General features: G+C 70.1%; 21 protein-coding genes. 16 read left to right on the top strand and 5 right to left on the bottom strand.

Features of this window, described 5'->3' with window-relative positions; all coding sequences use genetic code 11:
• The first annotated feature begins 21 nt into the window (after positions 1 to 21).
• The 8 genes from ABLE68_RS20145 (at position 22) to ABLE68_RS20110 (ending at position 6,350) form a co-directional block, all read left to right on the top strand.
• Entirely contained in the window at positions 22 to 1,002 is a 981-nt protein-coding gene (locus ABLE68_RS20145; protein WP_348873747.1) for an NAD(P)/FAD-dependent oxidoreductase, read from the top strand.
• A gap of 3 nt (positions 1,003 to 1,005) precedes the next feature.
• Positions 1,006 to 1,200 carry a ferredoxin gene (locus tag ABLE68_RS20140; RefSeq protein ID WP_348873746.1) on the top strand — a complete coding sequence of 65 codons (195 nt, stop codon included), beginning with the start codon at positions 1,006 to 1,008 and terminating at the stop codon, positions 1,198 to 1,200.
• A 2-nt stretch (positions 1,201 to 1,202) separates the two neighbouring features.
• Positions 1,203 to 2,102, top strand: coding sequence for a 3-oxoacyl-ACP reductase (locus tag ABLE68_RS20135; protein ID WP_348873745.1), 900 nt, complete (start codon positions 1,203 to 1,205; stop codon positions 2,100 to 2,102).
• Between the two features lies 1 nt (position 2,103).
• Complete coding sequence (locus ABLE68_RS20130) at positions 2,104 to 2,871, top strand: SDR family NAD(P)-dependent oxidoreductase (protein ID WP_348873744.1); 768 nt, start codon at positions 2,104 to 2,106, stop codon at positions 2,869 to 2,871.
• A gap of 9 nt (positions 2,872 to 2,880) precedes the next feature.
• Positions 2,881 to 3,381 carry a pyridoxamine 5'-phosphate oxidase family protein gene (locus tag ABLE68_RS20125; RefSeq protein ID WP_348873742.1) on the top strand — a complete coding sequence of 167 codons (501 nt, stop codon included), beginning with the start codon at positions 2,881 to 2,883 and terminating at the stop codon, positions 3,379 to 3,381.
• Between the two features lie 58 nt (positions 3,382 to 3,439).
• Positions 3,440 to 3,931, top strand: coding sequence for a SigE family RNA polymerase sigma factor (locus ABLE68_RS20120; protein WP_348873740.1), 492 nt, complete (start codon positions 3,440 to 3,442; stop codon positions 3,929 to 3,931).
• Positions 3,928 to 4,935, top strand: a complete 1,008-nt coding sequence (locus ABLE68_RS20115) for a hypothetical protein (protein ID WP_348873738.1) — start codon at positions 3,928 to 3,930, stop codon at positions 4,933 to 4,935. Before ABLE68_RS20120 ends, ABLE68_RS20115 begins: the two co-directional genes overlap by 4 nt.
• A 110-nt stretch (positions 4,936 to 5,045) precedes the next feature.
• Entirely contained in the window at positions 5,046 to 6,350 is a 1,305-nt protein-coding gene (locus ABLE68_RS20110) for a hypothetical protein (RefSeq protein WP_348873736.1), read from the top strand.
• Here ABLE68_RS20110 and ABLE68_RS20105 read toward each other — a convergent pair.
• Positions 6,347 to 6,841: a hypothetical protein gene (locus ABLE68_RS20105; RefSeq protein WP_348873734.1), complete on the bottom strand. Its 495-nt coding sequence runs from the start codon at positions 6,839 to 6,841 to the stop codon at positions 6,347 to 6,349. The two genes, ABLE68_RS20110 and ABLE68_RS20105, sit on opposite strands and share 4 nt — an antisense overlap.
• Positions 6,842 to 6,962: 121 nt before the next feature.
• Here ABLE68_RS20105 and ABLE68_RS20100 point away from each other — a divergent pair, with 121 nt between their 5' ends.
• Together ABLE68_RS20100 and ABLE68_RS20095 are read left to right on the top strand one after the other, a co-directional pair.
• A complete protein-coding gene (locus tag ABLE68_RS20100) occupies positions 6,963 to 7,427 on the top strand; it encodes a GtrA family protein (RefSeq protein WP_348873732.1) in 465 nt (154 codons plus the stop codon).
• Positions 7,424 to 7,930 carry a lecithin retinol acyltransferase family protein gene (locus ABLE68_RS20095; RefSeq protein WP_348873731.1) on the top strand — a complete coding sequence of 169 codons (507 nt, stop codon included), beginning with the start codon at positions 7,424 to 7,426 and terminating at the stop codon, positions 7,928 to 7,930. Before ABLE68_RS20100 ends, ABLE68_RS20095 begins: the two co-directional genes overlap by 4 nt.
• Here ABLE68_RS20095 and ABLE68_RS20090 read toward each other — a convergent pair.
• Positions 7,908 to 8,513: a TetR family transcriptional regulator gene (locus tag ABLE68_RS20090; RefSeq protein WP_348873729.1), complete on the bottom strand. Its 606-nt coding sequence runs from the start codon at positions 8,511 to 8,513 to the stop codon at positions 7,908 to 7,910. The two genes, ABLE68_RS20095 and ABLE68_RS20090, sit on opposite strands and share 23 nt — an antisense overlap.
• A 209-nt stretch (positions 8,514 to 8,722) precedes the next feature.
• Here ABLE68_RS20090 and ABLE68_RS20085 point away from each other — a divergent pair, with 209 nt between their 5' ends.
• Genes ABLE68_RS20085 through ABLE68_RS20075 form a run of 3 tightly spaced genes read left to right on the top strand, consistent with a single transcriptional unit; the run spans position 8,723 to position 11,842 of the window.
• Positions 8,723 to 9,985 carry a glycosyltransferase family 4 protein gene (locus ABLE68_RS20085; RefSeq protein WP_348873728.1) on the top strand — a complete coding sequence of 421 codons (1,263 nt, stop codon included), beginning with the start codon at positions 8,723 to 8,725 and terminating at the stop codon, positions 9,983 to 9,985.
• Positions 9,972 to 10,724: a class I SAM-dependent methyltransferase gene (locus tag ABLE68_RS20080; protein WP_348873726.1), complete on the top strand. Its 753-nt coding sequence runs from the start codon at positions 9,972 to 9,974 to the stop codon at positions 10,722 to 10,724. Before ABLE68_RS20085 ends, ABLE68_RS20080 begins: the two co-directional genes overlap by 14 nt.
• Positions 10,721 to 11,842 (top strand): prenyltransferase/squalene oxidase repeat-containing protein, encoded by a 1,122-nt coding sequence (locus tag ABLE68_RS20075; RefSeq protein ID WP_348873724.1) that lies wholly within the window; start codon positions 10,721 to 10,723, stop codon positions 11,840 to 11,842. Before ABLE68_RS20080 ends, ABLE68_RS20075 begins: the two co-directional genes overlap by 4 nt.
• Here ABLE68_RS20075 and ABLE68_RS20070 read toward each other — a convergent pair.
• Positions 11,813 to 12,457, bottom strand: coding sequence for a class I SAM-dependent methyltransferase (locus ABLE68_RS20070; protein WP_348873722.1), 645 nt, complete (start codon positions 12,455 to 12,457; stop codon positions 11,813 to 11,815). The genes ABLE68_RS20075 and ABLE68_RS20070 overlap by 30 nt on opposite strands.
• A 49-nt stretch (positions 12,458 to 12,506) precedes the next feature.
• Between ABLE68_RS20070 and ABLE68_RS20065 the strand changes: the two genes are divergently transcribed.
• The gene (locus ABLE68_RS20065) at positions 12,507 to 14,567 is read left to right on the top strand and encodes an acyl-CoA dehydrogenase family protein (protein ID WP_348873720.1); all 2,061 of its coding nucleotides are present in this window, start codon (positions 12,507 to 12,509) and stop codon (positions 14,565 to 14,567) included.
• Between the two features lie 118 nt (positions 14,568 to 14,685).
• On the top strand, positions 14,686 to 15,144 hold the full coding sequence (locus tag ABLE68_RS20060) for a hypothetical protein (protein ID WP_348873719.1): 459 nt from the start codon (positions 14,686 to 14,688) through the stop codon (positions 15,142 to 15,144).
• Between the two features lie 289 nt (positions 15,145 to 15,433).
• Here the strand turns inward: ABLE68_RS20060 and ABLE68_RS20055 are convergent, their stop codons facing one another.
• A complete protein-coding gene (locus ABLE68_RS20055) occupies positions 15,434 to 15,721 on the bottom strand; it encodes a DUF1905 domain-containing protein (protein WP_348873717.1) in 288 nt (95 codons plus the stop codon).
• 50 nt (positions 15,722 to 15,771) lie between these two features.
• On the opposite strand from ABLE68_RS20055, the gene ABLE68_RS20050 reads away from it, so the two are divergent.
• Positions 15,772 to 16,095 (top strand): hypothetical protein, encoded by a 324-nt coding sequence (locus tag ABLE68_RS20050; RefSeq protein ID WP_348873715.1) that lies wholly within the window; start codon positions 15,772 to 15,774, stop codon positions 16,093 to 16,095.
• Here the strand turns inward: ABLE68_RS20050 and ABLE68_RS20045 are convergent.
• Positions 16,076 to 16,228, bottom strand: a complete 153-nt coding sequence (locus ABLE68_RS20045) for a hypothetical protein (protein ID WP_348873713.1) — start codon at positions 16,226 to 16,228, stop codon at positions 16,076 to 16,078. The two genes, ABLE68_RS20050 and ABLE68_RS20045, sit on opposite strands and share 20 nt — an antisense overlap.
• Positions 16,229 to 16,245 lie beyond the last annotated feature (17 nt).

Here is a 16,245-nt window from a genome sequence, read left to right as displayed (position 1 = left end):
CGACAGGAGAAGGATCGCCGCGTGCCCGCACCCACGGTTGACACCGACCTCCTCGTCATCGGCGCCGGTCCCACCGGTCTGTTCGCCGCTTACTACGCCGGCTTCCGCGGCATGCGGATCGCCGTCGTCGACTCGCTGCCCGAGCTCGGCGGCCAGATCACCGCGATGTACCCCGAGAAGCAGATCCTCGACGTGGCGGGCTTCCCGTCGGTCAAGGGTCGCGAGCTGGTCGAGGGCCTGGTCGAGCAGGCCGCCCTTTCCGAGCCGGTCTACCTCCTCGAGCGCACTGCTCTGACCCTGGTCGAGGACGAGGACGGCGTGACCGTCGGACTCGACGACGGCACCGACGTCCGCGCGAAGGTCGTCCTGATCACCGCCGGCATCGGCAAGTTCAGCCCGCGACCCCTGCCCGCCGGCGACGGGTGGTTGGGCCGCGGCCTGGAGTTCTTCGTCCCCAGCTTCCAGCCCTACGTCGGCAAGGACGTCGTCATCGTCGGTGGCGGCGACAGCGCCTTCGACTGGGCGCTCCACCTCGAGCCGGTCGCCCGCTCGGTCACGCTGGTGCACCGCCGCGACGCCTTCCGCGCCCACGAGCGCACCGTCGAGGCGGTCCGCGCCTCGCCCAAGGTCGAGATCGTCACCAAGGCCGAGGTCACCGCGATCAACGGCAACGGCACCGTCGAGTCGATCGACATCTCCGTCGGTGGCGAGGTCACGACCCGGCCGACCCAGGCGATCGTCGCGGCGCTCGGCTTCGTCGCCGACCTCGGCCCGATCCAGCAGTGGGGCATCGAGGTCGAGAAGCGGCACGTCGTCGTCAACTCCGCGATGCGCACCAACCTGGCGCGCGTCTTCGCCGCCGGCGACATCACGGAGTACCCCGGCAAGGTCCGCCTGATCGCCGTCGGCTTCGGCGAGGCCGCCACGGCGGTCAACAACGCGGCCGTCGTGATCGACCCCACCGCCCACGTGTTCCCCGGTCACTCGAGTGAAGGAAGCTGAGCCATGAAGATCAAGGTCGACTTCGACCTCTGCGAGTCCAACGCGCTGTGCGAGGCGATGGCCCCCGAGGTGTTCGAGCTGGATGACGACGACTTCCTCCAGCTCAAGACCGAGGAGACGACTCCCGAGAACATCGACAACGTGAAGCGCGCCGTGGCTGCCTGCCCGCGCGCCGCGATCTCCCTGCTGGAGGACTAAGCGTGACGAACACTTCTCTCGACGGCAAGGTCGCGATCGTGACCGGTGCCGGCGCCGGACTCGGGCGCGCCGAGGCGCTGGCCCTGGCCGACGCGGGCGCGCGCATCGTGCTCAACGACCTGCCCGGCGGCGCCGACGAGGCGGCCGAGGAGATCCGCTCGCGCGGTGGTGAGGCGACCATCGTCGCCGGCGACGTGGGGGAGCGGTCCACCGCCGACGCCATGGTCGCCGCGGCGGTCGACGGCTTCGGCGGCCTCGACATCGTCGTCAACAACGCGGGCATCACCAAGGACCGGATGCTCTTCAACATGTCCGACGAGGAGTGGGACCTGGTCATCCACATCCACCTCCGCGGTCACTTCCTGCTGTCGCGCAACGCCGCGGCCTACTGGCGTGCGAAGGCGAAGGAGTCCGGCGCCTCCGTCGAGGCGGCCGTCGTCAACACCGCGTCCGAGGCGTTCCTTTCCGGTCCGCCCGGCCAGGCCAACTACGGCGCCGCCAAGGCCGGCATCGCCGCGCTGACGGTCTCCACCGCTCGGTCCATGGCGAGCAGCGGCGTACGCGCCAACGCGATCTGCCCGCGGGCGCGGACCGCGATGACCGCCCAGGTCTTCGGCGAGGACGAGTCCGGCCTCGAGGTCGACCCCTACTCGCCCGAGCACGTCGCGCCCGTCGTCGCCTACCTCGCCTCGCCGGCCGCCGCGCGGATCACCGGCCAGGTCTTCGTCGTCTACGGCGGGATGGTGGCCCTGGTCGCCGCACCCATCGTCGAGGAGCGCTTCGACAAGTCCGGTTCGCTCTGGACCGCTGACGACCTCGACAAGCAGCTCGGTGGCTACTTCACCGACCGCGACCCCACCGTCGGCTTCGCCGCCGACTCGATCATGAAGCTGAAGGCCTGAGATGCGACTGGAAGGCAAGGTCGCCATCGTCACCGGCGGCGCGATGGGGCAGGGCGCCGGGATCGCCCGGGCCTACGTCGCCGAGGGCGCGAAGGTCGTCATCGCGGACGTCGCCAAGGACGCCGGCCAGGCGCTCGCCGACGAGCTCTGCCAGGAATTCGGGCAGAGCAGCGCTCGCTTCGCTCACCACGACGTCAGCGACGCCGGCTCCTGGACCTCGCTGGTCGAGGACACCAACGAGCGCTTCGGCCCGGTCAACGTGCTGGCCAACAACGCCGGGATCCTGCGCTTCGGCGACATCGAGCGGATGGGCGTCGACGAGGTCGAGCTGCTCTGGCGGGTCAACCAGCTCGGGTGCTTCCTCGGGATGCAGGCAGTCACCCGCACCATGCGCGAGAACGGCGGCGGCTCGATCATCAACGCCTCCTCGGTCGAGGGCCTGGCCGGCATGGCCGGCTGTGCGGCGTACGCCGCCACCAAGTGGGCGATCCGCGGCATGACCAAGTGCGCCGCGATGGAGCTCGGCCCGAAGGGGATCCGGGTCAACTCGGTCCACCCCGGCATGATCGACACCCCGATGACGCGCGTGCACGGTGGCGACGACGCGATGGCGTACGGCGCCTCGAAGGTCCCGCTGCGTCGCGTCGGCCACCCCGAGGACATCGCCCCGCTCTACGTCTTCCTCGGCAGCGACGAGTCGTCCTACATCAACGGCGCCGAGATCTCGGTCGACGGCGGCGTGACGGCCACGCACGCCTTCGGCGGATAGGTTCCTCGCATGGCTAACCAGCGCGGTCAGATCGTCATGTCCGACGACGAGGTCACCCAGTTCCTGCAGCAGCAGCGCTCCTGCACCCTCGGCACCTTCGGGCCCCAGGGCCAGATCCACCTCGTCGGCATGTGGTACGCCGTGACGGACGACGGCAGCATCTGGTTCGAGACCAAGAAGAAGGCGCAGAAGACCGTCAACCTGCGTCGCGACCCCCGGTGCAGCTTCCTGGTCGAGACGGGCCACACCTACGACCAGCTCCGCGGCGTCGCCATCGAGGGCACCGCCGAGGTGATCGAGGACGAGGCCGTCGTCTGGGACGTCTGCGTCAACATCTTCGAGCGCTACAACGCGCCGTACACCGAGGAGCTCAAGCCCTTCGTGGAGTTCATGGCCCACAACCGTGCGGCCGTCCGGCTCGACGCCGCGCGGATCCGCTCGTGGGACCACCGCAAGCTCGGCATGGCCCCCATGGAGCTGGGTGGCTCCACGGCGGAGTTCATCGAGTAGCAAACTTCTCCCGGTCGGTCCTCAACCTTCTGACCGGGACGGGGCTCTTGTACTGGTGATGGAACCCGACACCACGTTCGCCGAGTTCATGGCTGCCCGCTGGGCGGCCCTCTACCGCACGGCGTACCTCCTCACCGGCGAGCACCACCAGGCCGAGGACCTCCTCCAGGACGTCCTCGCCCGCACCTGCGTCCGCTGGCGCTCGATCCGTGCCAAGGGCGCGGCCGAGGCCTACGTGCGCAAGGCGATGCTCCACCAGGCGTCGCGCCAGTGGCGTCGACGCGGCCGCGAGACCGTCTCCGACCAGCTGCCCGACCGCGGGCACGGCGGCGGGATCGACGTCCGCGCCGAGCACCTCGCGCTGTGGGAGGAGATCCGGCGGCTGCCGCCCCGGATGCGCGCGACGTTGGTGCTCCGCTACATCGAGGACCTCTCCGAGCAGGAGACCGCCGACGCGCTCGGCGTCTCGCTCGGGTCGGTCAAGAGCCAGACCCACCACGCCCTCAAGCGGCTGCGCGCCGCGATCCCCGACCTGGAGTTGCTGCCATGACCGACACCGAGCTCCGCCAGAACCTCCACGCCATCCACGAGGCCATCACCGTGCCGCCCGTCGACCAGGTCGTCTTCGACGGGCGCGTACGCCGTGCGCGTCGCCGCCGCCGCGGCGTCCAGGCGCTCGTCGGAGCGACGGCCGTGGCCGCCGTCGCCACCGCGTTCGCGGTGGTCGTCCCGCACCTCGGCGACCGCTCGGACCCGACGACCTACGCCGCTGCGCCGGACCCGGGCGTCGCGGTCGTGCTCGGCGGCCGGGTCGAGCTCCTCGCCGCCGATGGCACCCTCACCGACACCGGTCTCGCCGGACGCCCGCTCGGTCGGCTCGACGGTCGGGAGGTCGTGCTCTCCGGGCACCGGCTGCTCGGCCTGACCGACGGCGTCATCGACGGCGTCGCGACCGCCTTCGTGGACCGCACGGGCGTCACCTATGAGACGACCACGGGTGCGATCCACTGGACGGGCACCCGCGGCCAGGACAGCGCCTGGATGGACGGCACCCTGCTGGGTGCGGGGGAGCACGCGTTCGTGGTGACCGGGGAGTCCACCGACCTGGTCGTGCACGACGCCGAGGGACTCCACCCAGTCGATCTCGGCAGTGACGGCAACGCCGTCGAGCCCGACCGGGTGGAGGTGGGCGGATTCACCGTCGCCGTCGTGGCCGACGGCACCGTGCAGTTCTTCGGAGCGGACGGGACCCGCGGCCAGTCCTTCCTGGGCGGCGAGAACGGCGCCCTCTCCGCTGACGGGGACACGTACGCCTTCGCGCCGAGTGCCCGCGAGGCGGCGGCCGGCATGGAGCCCGGCCTGGCGTTCTTCGACGTCGCCAGCGGTCACCAGGAGCGGGTCCCGCTCACGGGGCAGGCGCTCGACCTCGACTGGATCGACGGTGACCTCTACGTCGTCACCCAGCAGGGCGACGCCCACGTCCTCCAGGAGTGCACCCGCCAGGGCTGCGTGGACCGCCTGACCGACCCGACCGGCACGCTGTCCCTGCGCTGACGCGGCGTCGGGCGGCCCGGCGAACCACCCGGATGAGCCATGCGCCCCGGCGGCTGAGCGTCCTACGTTGACAGGGTCCGTCGCGCAGACGGCTGACCTGGAGGTGCGCTGTGGCCCGCTCGTCCCGACGGATGCTCGCTGCCGGAGTCGCCGTGCTCAGCACGGCTCTCGCCCTCGCCGGCACGGCCGGTGGTTCGCCGGCCGCCACGGCTGCACCGCCGCCCACCACCGCAGCCGCTGCCGCCGGCAAGGTCACGTACACCCCGCAGACCGTGGTGGTTCCCTCGGCGGTCGTGGCCAAGCAGCTCATGAAGGTCTCCGGCGACGGCACGACGTACACCTTCAAGTCGGCCTCCGGAGTCCTGGCGAAGCTGAAGGCCGGCTCGGTGATGCTGCTCGAGAAGAAGGCGGTCCGCGACGTCACCGCCGTCGACGTCGTCGCGAAGCACCTGGTCGTGACCACCTCGGACGCAGCGCTGACCGACGTGGTCGCCGACGGCACGCTCTCGTGGAGCTCGGGCGTCGACTGGTCCAAGGCCTTCGCCATCGGCGGCGACGGGGTGCCCGTCGCGCGGACCGCCGCCCAGCGGGCCAGCGGCGGATTCACGCTCAAGGGCAAGGTCGAGGGCTACGGCTACTCCGCGACGTTCACGCCGTCCGGGTCCGGGATGGCGGTCAAGATCGCGATCACCCGGGACACCCCCGTCGAGCTCGAGGTCAACGTCACCGGCACGCTGACCAACCTGAGGACGGCGGGCTCGATCACGGTCAGCAAGGGCAAGCTCGGCCAGGCGCAGTGGCTCGCCAACAACCTCGCCGGGAAGTTCGAGCTGGGCTACTCAGCCAAGCCCATCTCCGCCTTCGGCCTGGGCGACGCCGGCGGCATCAAGGTCACGCTGCCCGCCGAGGTGGCAGTCCCGTTCCTGGTGGGCGGCATCCCGTTCTACGTCGGGGTCAAGGTGGCGTTCTTCGCCAGCGCGGGCTTCTCGAGCTTCGACCAGGAGCTCACCGGCAGCTACAGCCTCGACTACGACGGCAAGGGTGGCTTCAAGCTCTCCGACAGCGGCGCGACGACGACCCAGGGCGTGCTCAAGGGTCTCGGCAAGATCGTCCTCGACGCGGCCCACGCGGTCGCGACCGGACCGATCAGCTTCGTCCTCGGCGCCCAGCTGCCCCAGCTCGAGCTCGGGATGGGCACCAAGGGCCTCAACATCGCCGGCAACGTCACCCTCATCGGGTCGAGCGGCATCGCGACGTACGGCGCCGGCTGCGACACCCGCAAGTTCCAGATCCAGGCCTCGACCGGGATCAAGGCCTCGTTCTTCGGGTTCTCCGCCTCGCTCGCGACCGCCAAGCTCTTCGACAAGTCCTACTACGCGTCGTACCCCGCGGGCTGCGGGACGTTCCCGGGCTAGCAGCCGGCGTTGGTCTTGATGTCGCCCTCGAGCTGCTGGAACTCGAGCGGGATGATCGTGAACGCCGACTGCAGCTGGTCGAGGGTCTGGGCGTCGGCCAGCAGCTTGATCTGGGTGGTGATCTCCTGGGTGCGCGGGTCGAGCGCGTCGCGGGCCTGCGACGTGAGCTCCTTGCTCGCCGTGGTGAGCTGCCCGAGCGACGTCCGGACCTTGCCCAGGCTGGTCACGGCGTCACCGAAGTTGCCGGCCTGCAGGGCAGAGTTGACCTCGCCGATGCTCTCCTTCACCGCGGCGCCGGCGGCGCACACCTGAGCCGATCCCGGCAGCGGCGAGCCCGTGGCGGACGGGCTGGCGGACGCACTCGCGGACGCCGAGGTCGACGTCGAAGGGTCGGCGGACGCGTCCGACGAGTCGTCGCTGCTGCAGCCGACGAGCACGGTGGCGAGCACGGCGGCGCAGGGGAGGATCAGCAGGCGGGTCAGGCGAGGCATGAACTTCTCCGTGTGGATCGAGTGGTAGGTGCGCCCACGAGTCTGACCTGTCGTCCCAAGGCGTCGCTCAGCGGGTGCGCCGATCGTGGGAAGCGCCCGACTCGCCGGTAGCCTCTGCCCGGTGAGCCCGGCATCCGCACCCCCCTCCGCGGTGCGGCGCGTGTGGGGAGAGCTGGTCCGCTTCCTCGTCGTCGGCGGCCTCGCGACCGCGGTCTCGTTCCTCGGGTTCAACGTCCTCGTTCACGGGCTGTTCCTGCGGAGCGCACCACTCGCGAACCAGGCGGTCCTGGCATTCGTCCTGGTCAACGTCCTGGCCGGGTGCGTCGCGTACGCCGGGATGCGGCTCTACACGTTCCGCGACCGCGAGCTCAGCGACCCCGGCTCCGGCCTGGTCGCGTTCTTCGGCCTCGGCGCCCTCACCATGGCGATCCCCGTCGTGTGCCTGTGGGTGAGCCGCCACGTGCTGGGTCTCAGCAGCCCGCTCTCCGACAACCTGGCCGCCAACGTGATCGGTCTGGGGCTCGGGACCGCCACCCGGTTCTGGGTCTTCCGGCGCTTCGTCTTCGTCGAGACGGCGCCGGCGTGAACCGCGGCGACCACATCTACGTCCGCCGTCGCGCGCGCTACAGCCACCACGGCATCTACTGCGGCGACGGCACGGTCATCCACTACGTCGGCGGTCGCGGAACGCTCCGCCGCGTCGAGCGGACCCCTCTGGAGTCGTTCGCGAGCGGCGGCGAGATCCAGGTGCGTGCCTACCGGACCCGGTTGCCCGTCGAGGAGATCATCCGCAACGCGGAGTCCAGGCTCGGCACCCACGGCTACCACCTGGTGCGCAACAACTGCGAGCACCTCGCGACCTGGTCCGCAACAGGCGCGCCCAGGAGCAGCCAGGTCCGGCGCTGGGCGATGGCCGCACCCGGTGCAGCCGCGTCGTACGGCGTCGCCGACGCGGCCGGCGCTCACCTGATGCTGCTCGGTTCGGTCGGGATGATGGGCCTCTACACCCTGACCTCGCCGCTGCGTCGGTCGCGGCGCCGTGGGCGGACCGCGGCGTCGTTCGAGGCTAGTCCCGCAGCAGGAGCTTGACCGCGACCTCGATCTGCTGACCGGTCTCGGCGGCGCTGCTGCGTCCGGTGACCCAGCCGACGAGGGCGGAGAGCCAGACGTCACCGATGACGCGCGCGATGGCGACGTCCTCCTCGGTGAGCCGGTGGTCGCCCTCGGGGTACATGACGCGCGTGAGCATCGAGGTGAGCAGCATGCCGACCTGGTGGATCTCGGCCGCCACCGACGCGTCGGCGAACATGAACGCGCGGGTCAGCGCCTCGGTCAGCTGGGGGTCGCTCTGCATGCCCCGGGTGGTCCGCTTCAGGACGTTGATGACCCGGTCGGCGGTGGTGTCACCGTCGATCGGCCGCTCGCGCAGGGTGGACTCGGTGCGCTCGAACTCGCGCTGCAGGGCCGAGACCAGCAGGTGGATCTTCGAGGGGAAGTAGCGGTAGAGGGTGCCGAGGGCGACGTCGGCCTTCTCGGCGACGGAGCGCATCTGGACGGCGTCGAAGCCACCCTGGGACGCGAGCGCGATCGTGGCATCGAGGATCCGCTTGCGCCGGTCACGCTGCGCGGCAGAACCCAGATCCTCGACGGCCAATGAGTTGGCGCTGCTCACAGGGACCCCCATGCTCGGTGTGTCGATCGGAACGACGATGGTCCGCAGAGTCTAGAGACCCCCGAGTGTCCCGTTGATATCGCCAACTAGGCTAGCAACCGATGGTCTAAAATAGGAACACGTTCCACTTCAGTTTGGCCCGGCGTGTCATGGCATCCGGCCCATGGGCTCCGCCTCCCTGGCGGCCCACGTGAGTAGAGAGGGTGCGGATGCGCGTCGCATTGCTGTCGTATCGGAGCAAGCCGCACTGCGGTGGTCAGGGCATCTACATCCGCCACCTGAGCCGCGAGCTGACCAACCTGGGCCACGAGGTCGAGGTCTTCTCCGGGCAGCCGTACCCCGACCTCGACGAGGGCGTGGCGCTGACCAAGCTGCCCAGCCTCGACCTCTACCGCGAGCCCGACCCCTTCCGGGTGCCGAAGCTCAAGGAGTTCCGCGACCGGATCGACGTCGAGGAGTTCGCCACCATGTGCGCGGCCGGCTTCCCCGAGCCGAAGACGTTCAGCCTGCGCGCCGTCCGCGCCCTGAGCGAGCGCGTCGACGACTTCGACATCGTCCACGACAACCAGGTGCTCGGCTACGGCATGCTCGAGATCGAGAAGCTCGGCCTGCCGCTGATCACGACGCTGCACCACCCGATCAGCTACGACCGGCGCATCGACATCAAGGCCGCACGCAACCCGTGGCGCAAGTTCACGCTCACCCGCTGGTACGGCTTCGTGAAGATGCAGGCCCGGGTGGCGCGCCAGATGCGCAAGATCATGACGCCCTCGGAGACCTCCAAGCGCGACATCGCCACCGACTTCGGCGTCGACCCCGCCAAGATGCAGGTGATCCTGCTCGGCGTGGACGACGGCTTCAAGCCGCCGACCAAGCCGCGGGTCCCGGGCCGGATCATGGCGATGGCCAGCGCCGACGCACCGATGAAGGGCATCGCGACCCTGCTCGAGGCCTTCGCCAAGCTGCGCACCGAGCGCGACATCGAGCTCTTCCTGGTCACCAAGCCCAAGGCCGGCGGCACCACCGAGAAGCTGATCGACAAGCTCTCCATCTCCGACTCCGTCCACTTCGTGCACGGGGTGAGCGAGGAGGAGCTCGTCGAGCTGATGGGCTCGGCGGAGGTCGCCTGCGTCCCGTCGCTCTACGAGGGCTTCTCGCTGCCGACCGCGGAGCTGATGGCCTGCGCGACCCCGCTGGTCGTCTCCGACGCCGGCGCGATCCCCGAGGTCGTCGGTCCCGACGGCCTCTGCGCCGACCTGGTGAAGCCCGGCGACGTCGGTGAGCTCGAGGCCGCGATCGCGGCCCTGCTCGACGACCCCGAGCGACGTGCGCGGTACGGCGCGGCGGGGCGCAAGCGCGTCGACGAGCTGTTCAGCTGGCGGGCGGTCGCTGCGACCGTCGCGACGGCGTACGAAGAAGTCATCGCCGACTACCGGCGTGAGATGGAGGAGAGCACCAGTGCTGACCGTTGATTTCGACCGGCTGGGCCTGAAGCCCGGTGAGCGCGTGCTCGACATGGGAGCGGGTGGCGGACGCCACGCGTTCGAGATGTACCGCCGCGGGGCCGACGTCGTCGCGTTCGACATGGACGCCGACGAGCTGGCCGGCGTGCTCGAGATCTTCGGCGCGATGAAGGAGCAGGGCGAGGTCCCGGCCGGCGCCCTGGCCGACATCAAGCAGGGTGACGCGCTCCAGTTGCCGTTCGCGGACGGCGAGTTCGACCGGATCGTCGCGGCCGAGGTGCTCGAGCACATCCACGCCGACGTCGACGCGATCAAGGAGCTCGTCCGCGTGCTCCGTCCGGGCGGCACGCTGGCGATCTCGGTGCCGCGCTGGCTGCCCGAGGTCATCAACTGGAAGCTCTCCGACGACTACCACAACGCCGCGGGTGGACACATCCGGATCTACACGGACCACGAGCTGGTCGACAAGGTCACCAAGGCCGGCAAGTACAACGACGGCGAGCCCGGCGACGCGATGATCTTCGAGGGCAAGGACTACGCCCACGGACTCCACGCGCCGTACTGGTGGATCAAGTGCGCCGTCGGCGTCGAGAACGACGACAACTTCTTCGCCCGCAGCTATCACAAGCTCCTGGTGTGGGAGATCATGAAGCAGCCCAAGGCGCTCCAGTACGCCGGCAAGGTGCTCGACCCGCTGATCGGCAAGAGCATGGTGCTCTACTTCCGCAAGCCGGAAGCCACCTCGTGAGCGATCCGCTCGCGCAGCTTCCCTGGGTCGAGGGCATCCTCACCGCCGAGCAGGTCGCCGCGACCGCGGCATCGATCGTCGCGATGCAGGAGCCCTGCGGCGCCGTGCCGTGGAGCGTCGGTGAGCACGTCGACATGTGGAACCACGTCGAGGCGGCGATGGCGATGCTCGTCGGCGGTGAGGTCGAGGCCGCCGAGCGCGCCTACTCCTGGATGCCGACCATGCAGCGCGCCGACGGCTCGTTCCCGATGAAGATCGTCAACGGCGTCCCCGACGACGAGCGCGGCGACGTCAACATGACCGCCTACCTCGCGGTCGGCATCTGGCACCACTGGCTGGTGCGCCGCGACATCGCGTTCGTCAGCCGCTTCTGGCCGACCGTGCGGTCCGCCCTCGACTGGGTGGTGTCCCTGCAGACCTCGTGGGGCGGCATCAGCTGGACGCCGGTCGACGACTTCTGCCTGCTGACCGGCTCGTCCAGCATCTACCAGTCGCTGCGCGCCGGCGTCGCGCTCGCCGACCTGCTCGACGACCCCCAGCCGGAGTGGGAGCTCGCTGGCGGCCGGCTCGGCCACGCCGTACGCGAGCACCGCGACCTGTTCGAGGACAAGTCGGCCCACTCGATGGACTGGTACTACCCCGTCCTCGGCGGTGCGGTCCGCGGCCGCGACGCGTTCGAGCTGCTCGAGAGCCGCTGGGACGACTTCGTGCGCCCGGGCCTCGGCATCCTCTGCGTCGACACCAACCCGTGGGTGACCGGTGCCGAGACCTGTGAGCTCGCGATGGCGCTCGACACGATCGGCGACCACCGCCGCGCACTGGCGCTGATCAAGGACATGCAGCACCTGCGCGAGGACGACGGCCGCTACTGGACCGGCTGGGTCTACGGCGACGAGGCGGAGGCCGACGGCGAGCCGCGCAACGTCTACTGGCCGGTGGAGTACACGACCTACACCGCCGCCGCCGTGATCCTGGCGATCGACGCCCTCGGTGAGGTCGCCGGCCACAGCACCGCAGGCTCCGGCATCATGCGCGGCACCTCGCTGGCGCCGCACTTCGCCGAGCTCGCGCTCGAGTGCGGCTGCCCGTCAGCCGACAGCGTCTCCAGCACCACCTGAGGTCCGGCGCAGCACCCGCATCGAGCCCAGCGCCTCCACCTCGGTGAAGGCGCCGCTCTCGAGCGCGCGCAGGAAGACGTGGTACGGCGGCTGCCCGCCGTCGGCCGGGTCGGGGAAGACGTCGTGGATGACCAGGAGCCCGCCGGCCATCAGCCAGTGGGCCCAGCCGGAGTAGTCGTTCTGGGCGTGCTCCTCGGCGTGCCCGCCGTCGATGAAGAGCAACGACAGGGGAGTGCGCCAGAAGGTCGCGACCGTCGTGCTCTTGCCGACCACCGCGATGACCTGGTCCTCGAGGCCGGCCAGGGCGATGTTGCGCCGGAAGACCGGCAGCGTGTCCATCACGCCGAGCTCGTCGTCGACCAGCGTGGGGTCGTGGTGCTCCCACCCGGCCTGGTTCTCCTCGGACCCACGGTGGTGGTCGACGGTGAAGAACGTGCCGCCGACCTCGCGGGCCGCGGCGCCGACGTAGATCGCCGACTTGCCGCAGTAGGTGCCGACCTCGAGCCCGGGGCCGTGGGGGAGTCGCTCACGGGCGTAGCGGTGCAGGAGCATGCCCTCGTCCTCGGGCATGAAGCCCTTGGCGGCGAGGGCGTGGCTGATCCAGTCGGTGGTCACGGCCGCACTCTAGTAGGATTGGAACACGTTCTAGTTCTGTGGGGTGAGCATGTCGATCGGGATCTCCGACGAGCACGGTGAGCTGGCGTCCAGCCTGCGCAAGTGGGCCGCCGACCTGGGTGGTCGGGAGCTGGCGCGCACGGCCGAGGAGGACGCCGACGCGACGTTCGCGGATGTGTGGGCGGCGACCGTCGAGATGGGGATCGCCACGATCGGCCTGGCCGAGGAGGCCGGCGGCGGGGGCGGCACCGTGCTCGACGTGGCGGTGGCCCTGGAGGCCTGCGCCCACGAGCTGGTGCCGGGTCCGCTGCTCGGGCCAGCGGTCGCCTCGCTGCTGCTCCCGGAGATCCCTGACGACGCTGTCGTGGGGATCGCCCTCGGTGGCGTGGTCTGGGACGCACCATCGGCGACCCACGTGCTCCTCGACGCCGACGGCTGGCGGCTGCTGCCGCGCGACGCGGTCGAGCTCACCTCGACGGTCGGGCTCGACCTGACCCGCCGCTTCGGGACGGTGCAGCTCTCCGGCGACGCGTCGGGCACAGCCGTGGACCTCACGACCGACGTGGTCCGGCGTACGGCCGTCACGCTGGCCGCCGCCGAGGCCGCCGGGGTCGCGCGCTGGTGCCTGTCGACCGCGGTGGAGTACGCCAAGGTGCGCGAGCAGTTCGGCCAGAAGATCGGGTCGTTCCAGGCCATCAAGCACCTGTGCGCCGAGATGCTCGAGACCGCCGAGTCGGTCACCGCGGCGGCGTGGGACGTCGCCTCGGTCTGCCCTCGATCTGGGCAGAGCGTGGACGACGAGCAGTGGGAGTTCGCCGCCGACGTCGCGCTGGCCGTCGTGTTCGACGGCGCGGTCGAGGTCGCCAAGAGCTGCATCCAGGTCCTCGGCGGCATCGGTTTCACCTTCGAGCACGACGCCCACCTCTACCTGCGCCGGGCGATGAGCCTGCGCGCGCTGGTGGGCGACAGCGACTCCGCCGCGGAGCGCCTCACCGAGCGGGCCGTCGGCGGCGTACGACGCCGGGTGCAGCTCGACCTCGAAGGGCGCGACGAGCCGGTGCGCGACGAGATCCGCGAGACCGTCGAGCGGATCGCCGCGCTGCCTGCCGACGAGCGTCGGCCGGCGTTCGTCGAGACCGGCTACCTGACGCCGCACTGGCCCGCGCCGTACGGCCTAGGGGCGGACGCCATCACGCAGATCGTGATCGACCAGGAGCTGGCGCGAGCCGACCTCACCCGGCCGGACATCGTGATCGCCGGCTGGGCGGTCCCGACGATCCTCGAGCACGGCACCGACGAGCAGCGCGAGCAGTTCGTGCGCGACTCGCTCCTCGGTGACCTGGTGTGGTGCCAGCTCTTCTCCGAGCCGGGTGCGGGCTCGGACCTGGCCTCGCTGCGGACACGCGCCGAGAAGGTGGACGGTGGCTGGAAGCTCAACGGGCAGAAGGTCTGGAACTCCGTCGCCGAGCGCGCCGACTGGGGCATCTGCCTGGCGCGCACCAACCCGGACGCCCCGAAGCACAAGGGGATCAGCTACTTCCTCGTCGACATGAAGAACAGCGACGGCCTCGACGTGCGGCCGCTGCGTGAGATCACCGGCAAGGCACTCTTCAACGAGGTCTTCCTCGACGACGTCTTCGTGCCCGACTCGATGCTCGTCGGCGAGGTCGACGACGGGTGGAAGCTCGCCCGCACCACGCTGGCCAACGAGCGGGTCGCGATGGCGACCAGCCGCCTCAGCAAGAGCACCGAGCGCGCGATCGAGCTGGTGTCCGACGGCGCGACCTCAGCCCAGCGCGTCGCGGTCGGCCACTCGATCGCGCTGGCGACCGTCTGCGCGCTCCTGGGCGTGCGGTCGACGCTGCGCTCGCTCGCCGGTCAGGGACCGGGCGCGGAGTCGAGCGTCGCCAAGCTGCTCGGCGTACGCAACCGCCAGGACGGCGCGGAGCTGGTCGTGACGCTGCACGGCGACGCGATCGTGCTCGGTGGCGACGAGGTGAAGGACGACGTGTGGGAGATGCTCAACACCCGTTGCCTCTCGATCGCTGGTGGCACCACCCAGATCCTGCGCAACGTCGCCGGCGAGCGGATCCTCGGGCTGCCGCGCTAGACGCAGCTCGGCAGCTCCGCGCCCTTACCGCGGCAGATGCGTGCGTTCGACCTCATTTCAGGAGAGTGCGACGGCCTCCTGGTGCAACCGTCGTGCACGATCCTGCGTCAGAGTGGTTGTGAAGCCTCTTCTCGCCGCGCTCGTACTCGTGTCGTTCCTGGCATCCTGCTCCTCGGACGACACGCCGCCGGCCGGGGCCGATGGCCGCGAAACATCTTTGACCCAGGAGGAGGTTGCCAAGGCTGAGGCAGTCGCTCGCGAGGTCATCGCGGACCAGGGCGCGTCCGTGTCAAGCGCTTCTGTCATCGCCCGCTCCGGGAAGATCAAGGAGTCGAACACCGGCCACGCCTGCACATCTGGCCGCGAATTACAGATCACGTTGATCGGCGAGTTCCCCCACACGGTGACCACAGGCCATGTCGTGCCGCCGGGAAGCCCGGCACCCGACATCACGGTTCGAGCCATGGGCATCACTGTCGACGCCCATTCGGGACGTGCTTGCCTGATCGGCGTGCAGACCGGAGAGAACGGCGACATCACGCCCGTGCCAGGCTCAACCACTCTCTCGGTCAGATAGGCGAGGTCGCGCCCCTTAACGCGTCGAGGCTGAACCGGGGCGCCCGCTCGTCGGCAGGACCGCTCACCGCATCGAACTGGTGTCGATTACGCTGCGCCGGTGAACCTCAACCTCTCGGCTTTCTGGACGCTCGTAGTTTTGGCCCTTTCGGTTCCGGCCCTCGTTATCGTCGTCTTCACGCTCGCGGCCGTGCTCTATCCCGAGACCGTCTAGTCCCGTTGCCCCGGTGCCGTCAGTCGCAAACCAGGCATGCGCTCATCGGCAGATCCGGTCGCCTGGGTGCCAACGTCTAGACGTCGATCGCCAGCCGGAGGCTCACGACGTCACCGACGTCGACACCCTCGGCCCGGCGTACGGCGAGCTTGAGCGGCACGATGTAGCCGCCGTCCTTGGGCCAGAGTGACGTGGTCCAGGTCGACCCGCCGAGGTGCACGGTCACGGGGATCATGCCCCAGCCGTAGGTCACCGCTGCCGCGACGTCCTCGATCACCGCGGCGTCGTCCTCGGGCACGCTCACGAAGTGGTGCGGGGCCGGCCCACGCCAGTGCCAGATCTCGCCGGTGAGCTCGAGGTCCATGCCGACACGATAAGCGGGCGGCGTACGCTCCAGCTTCCGAGTGGAGGGGGATGGCGATGGTGGCGAGCAGGTCTGCTCGGGAGCGGAAGGCGGCCGTCGAGGCCGGTCCGCTGGCCACGGTGTCGATCGTCCTCGGCGAGGACAAGCAGTTCGTCTACAAGATCGGCTGCTCGACCTGTCCGGCCCGCAACGGGAAGAACTGGTCGGCCTACCGACCCGGTGGCGACAACGGCTACATGGCCGCGATGGACCGCTGGACCTTCCACCTGACCGAGAAGCACCCCGACGCGGAAGCGCCGTGTCTGGCCTACCTCGAGGCCGCGCAGGAGCGCCTGCAGCAGCGGCGCGACGGGATCACCGACGCCAGCGGGTGAGTCGCGCCAGGAACGCCCGGCGGCGCTGACGTCGCTGGTCACGGAGGAACCGGGTCATCTCGGGGGAGTCGCGGTAGAGCGGGATGATCTCGATCTCCATCGGCACACACACGCGATCCGACCGGTACGCCATGAGGCGAATGTACGCCG

Source organism: Nocardioides pollutisoli (assembly GCF_040045055.1).
Taxonomy (GTDB): Bacteria; Actinomycetota; Actinomycetes; order Propionibacteriales; family Nocardioidaceae; genus Nocardioides; species Nocardioides tweenelious.
Note: the sequence above shows the minus strand (reverse complement) of the source record. Positions and strands in the feature narration are given on the sequence as shown.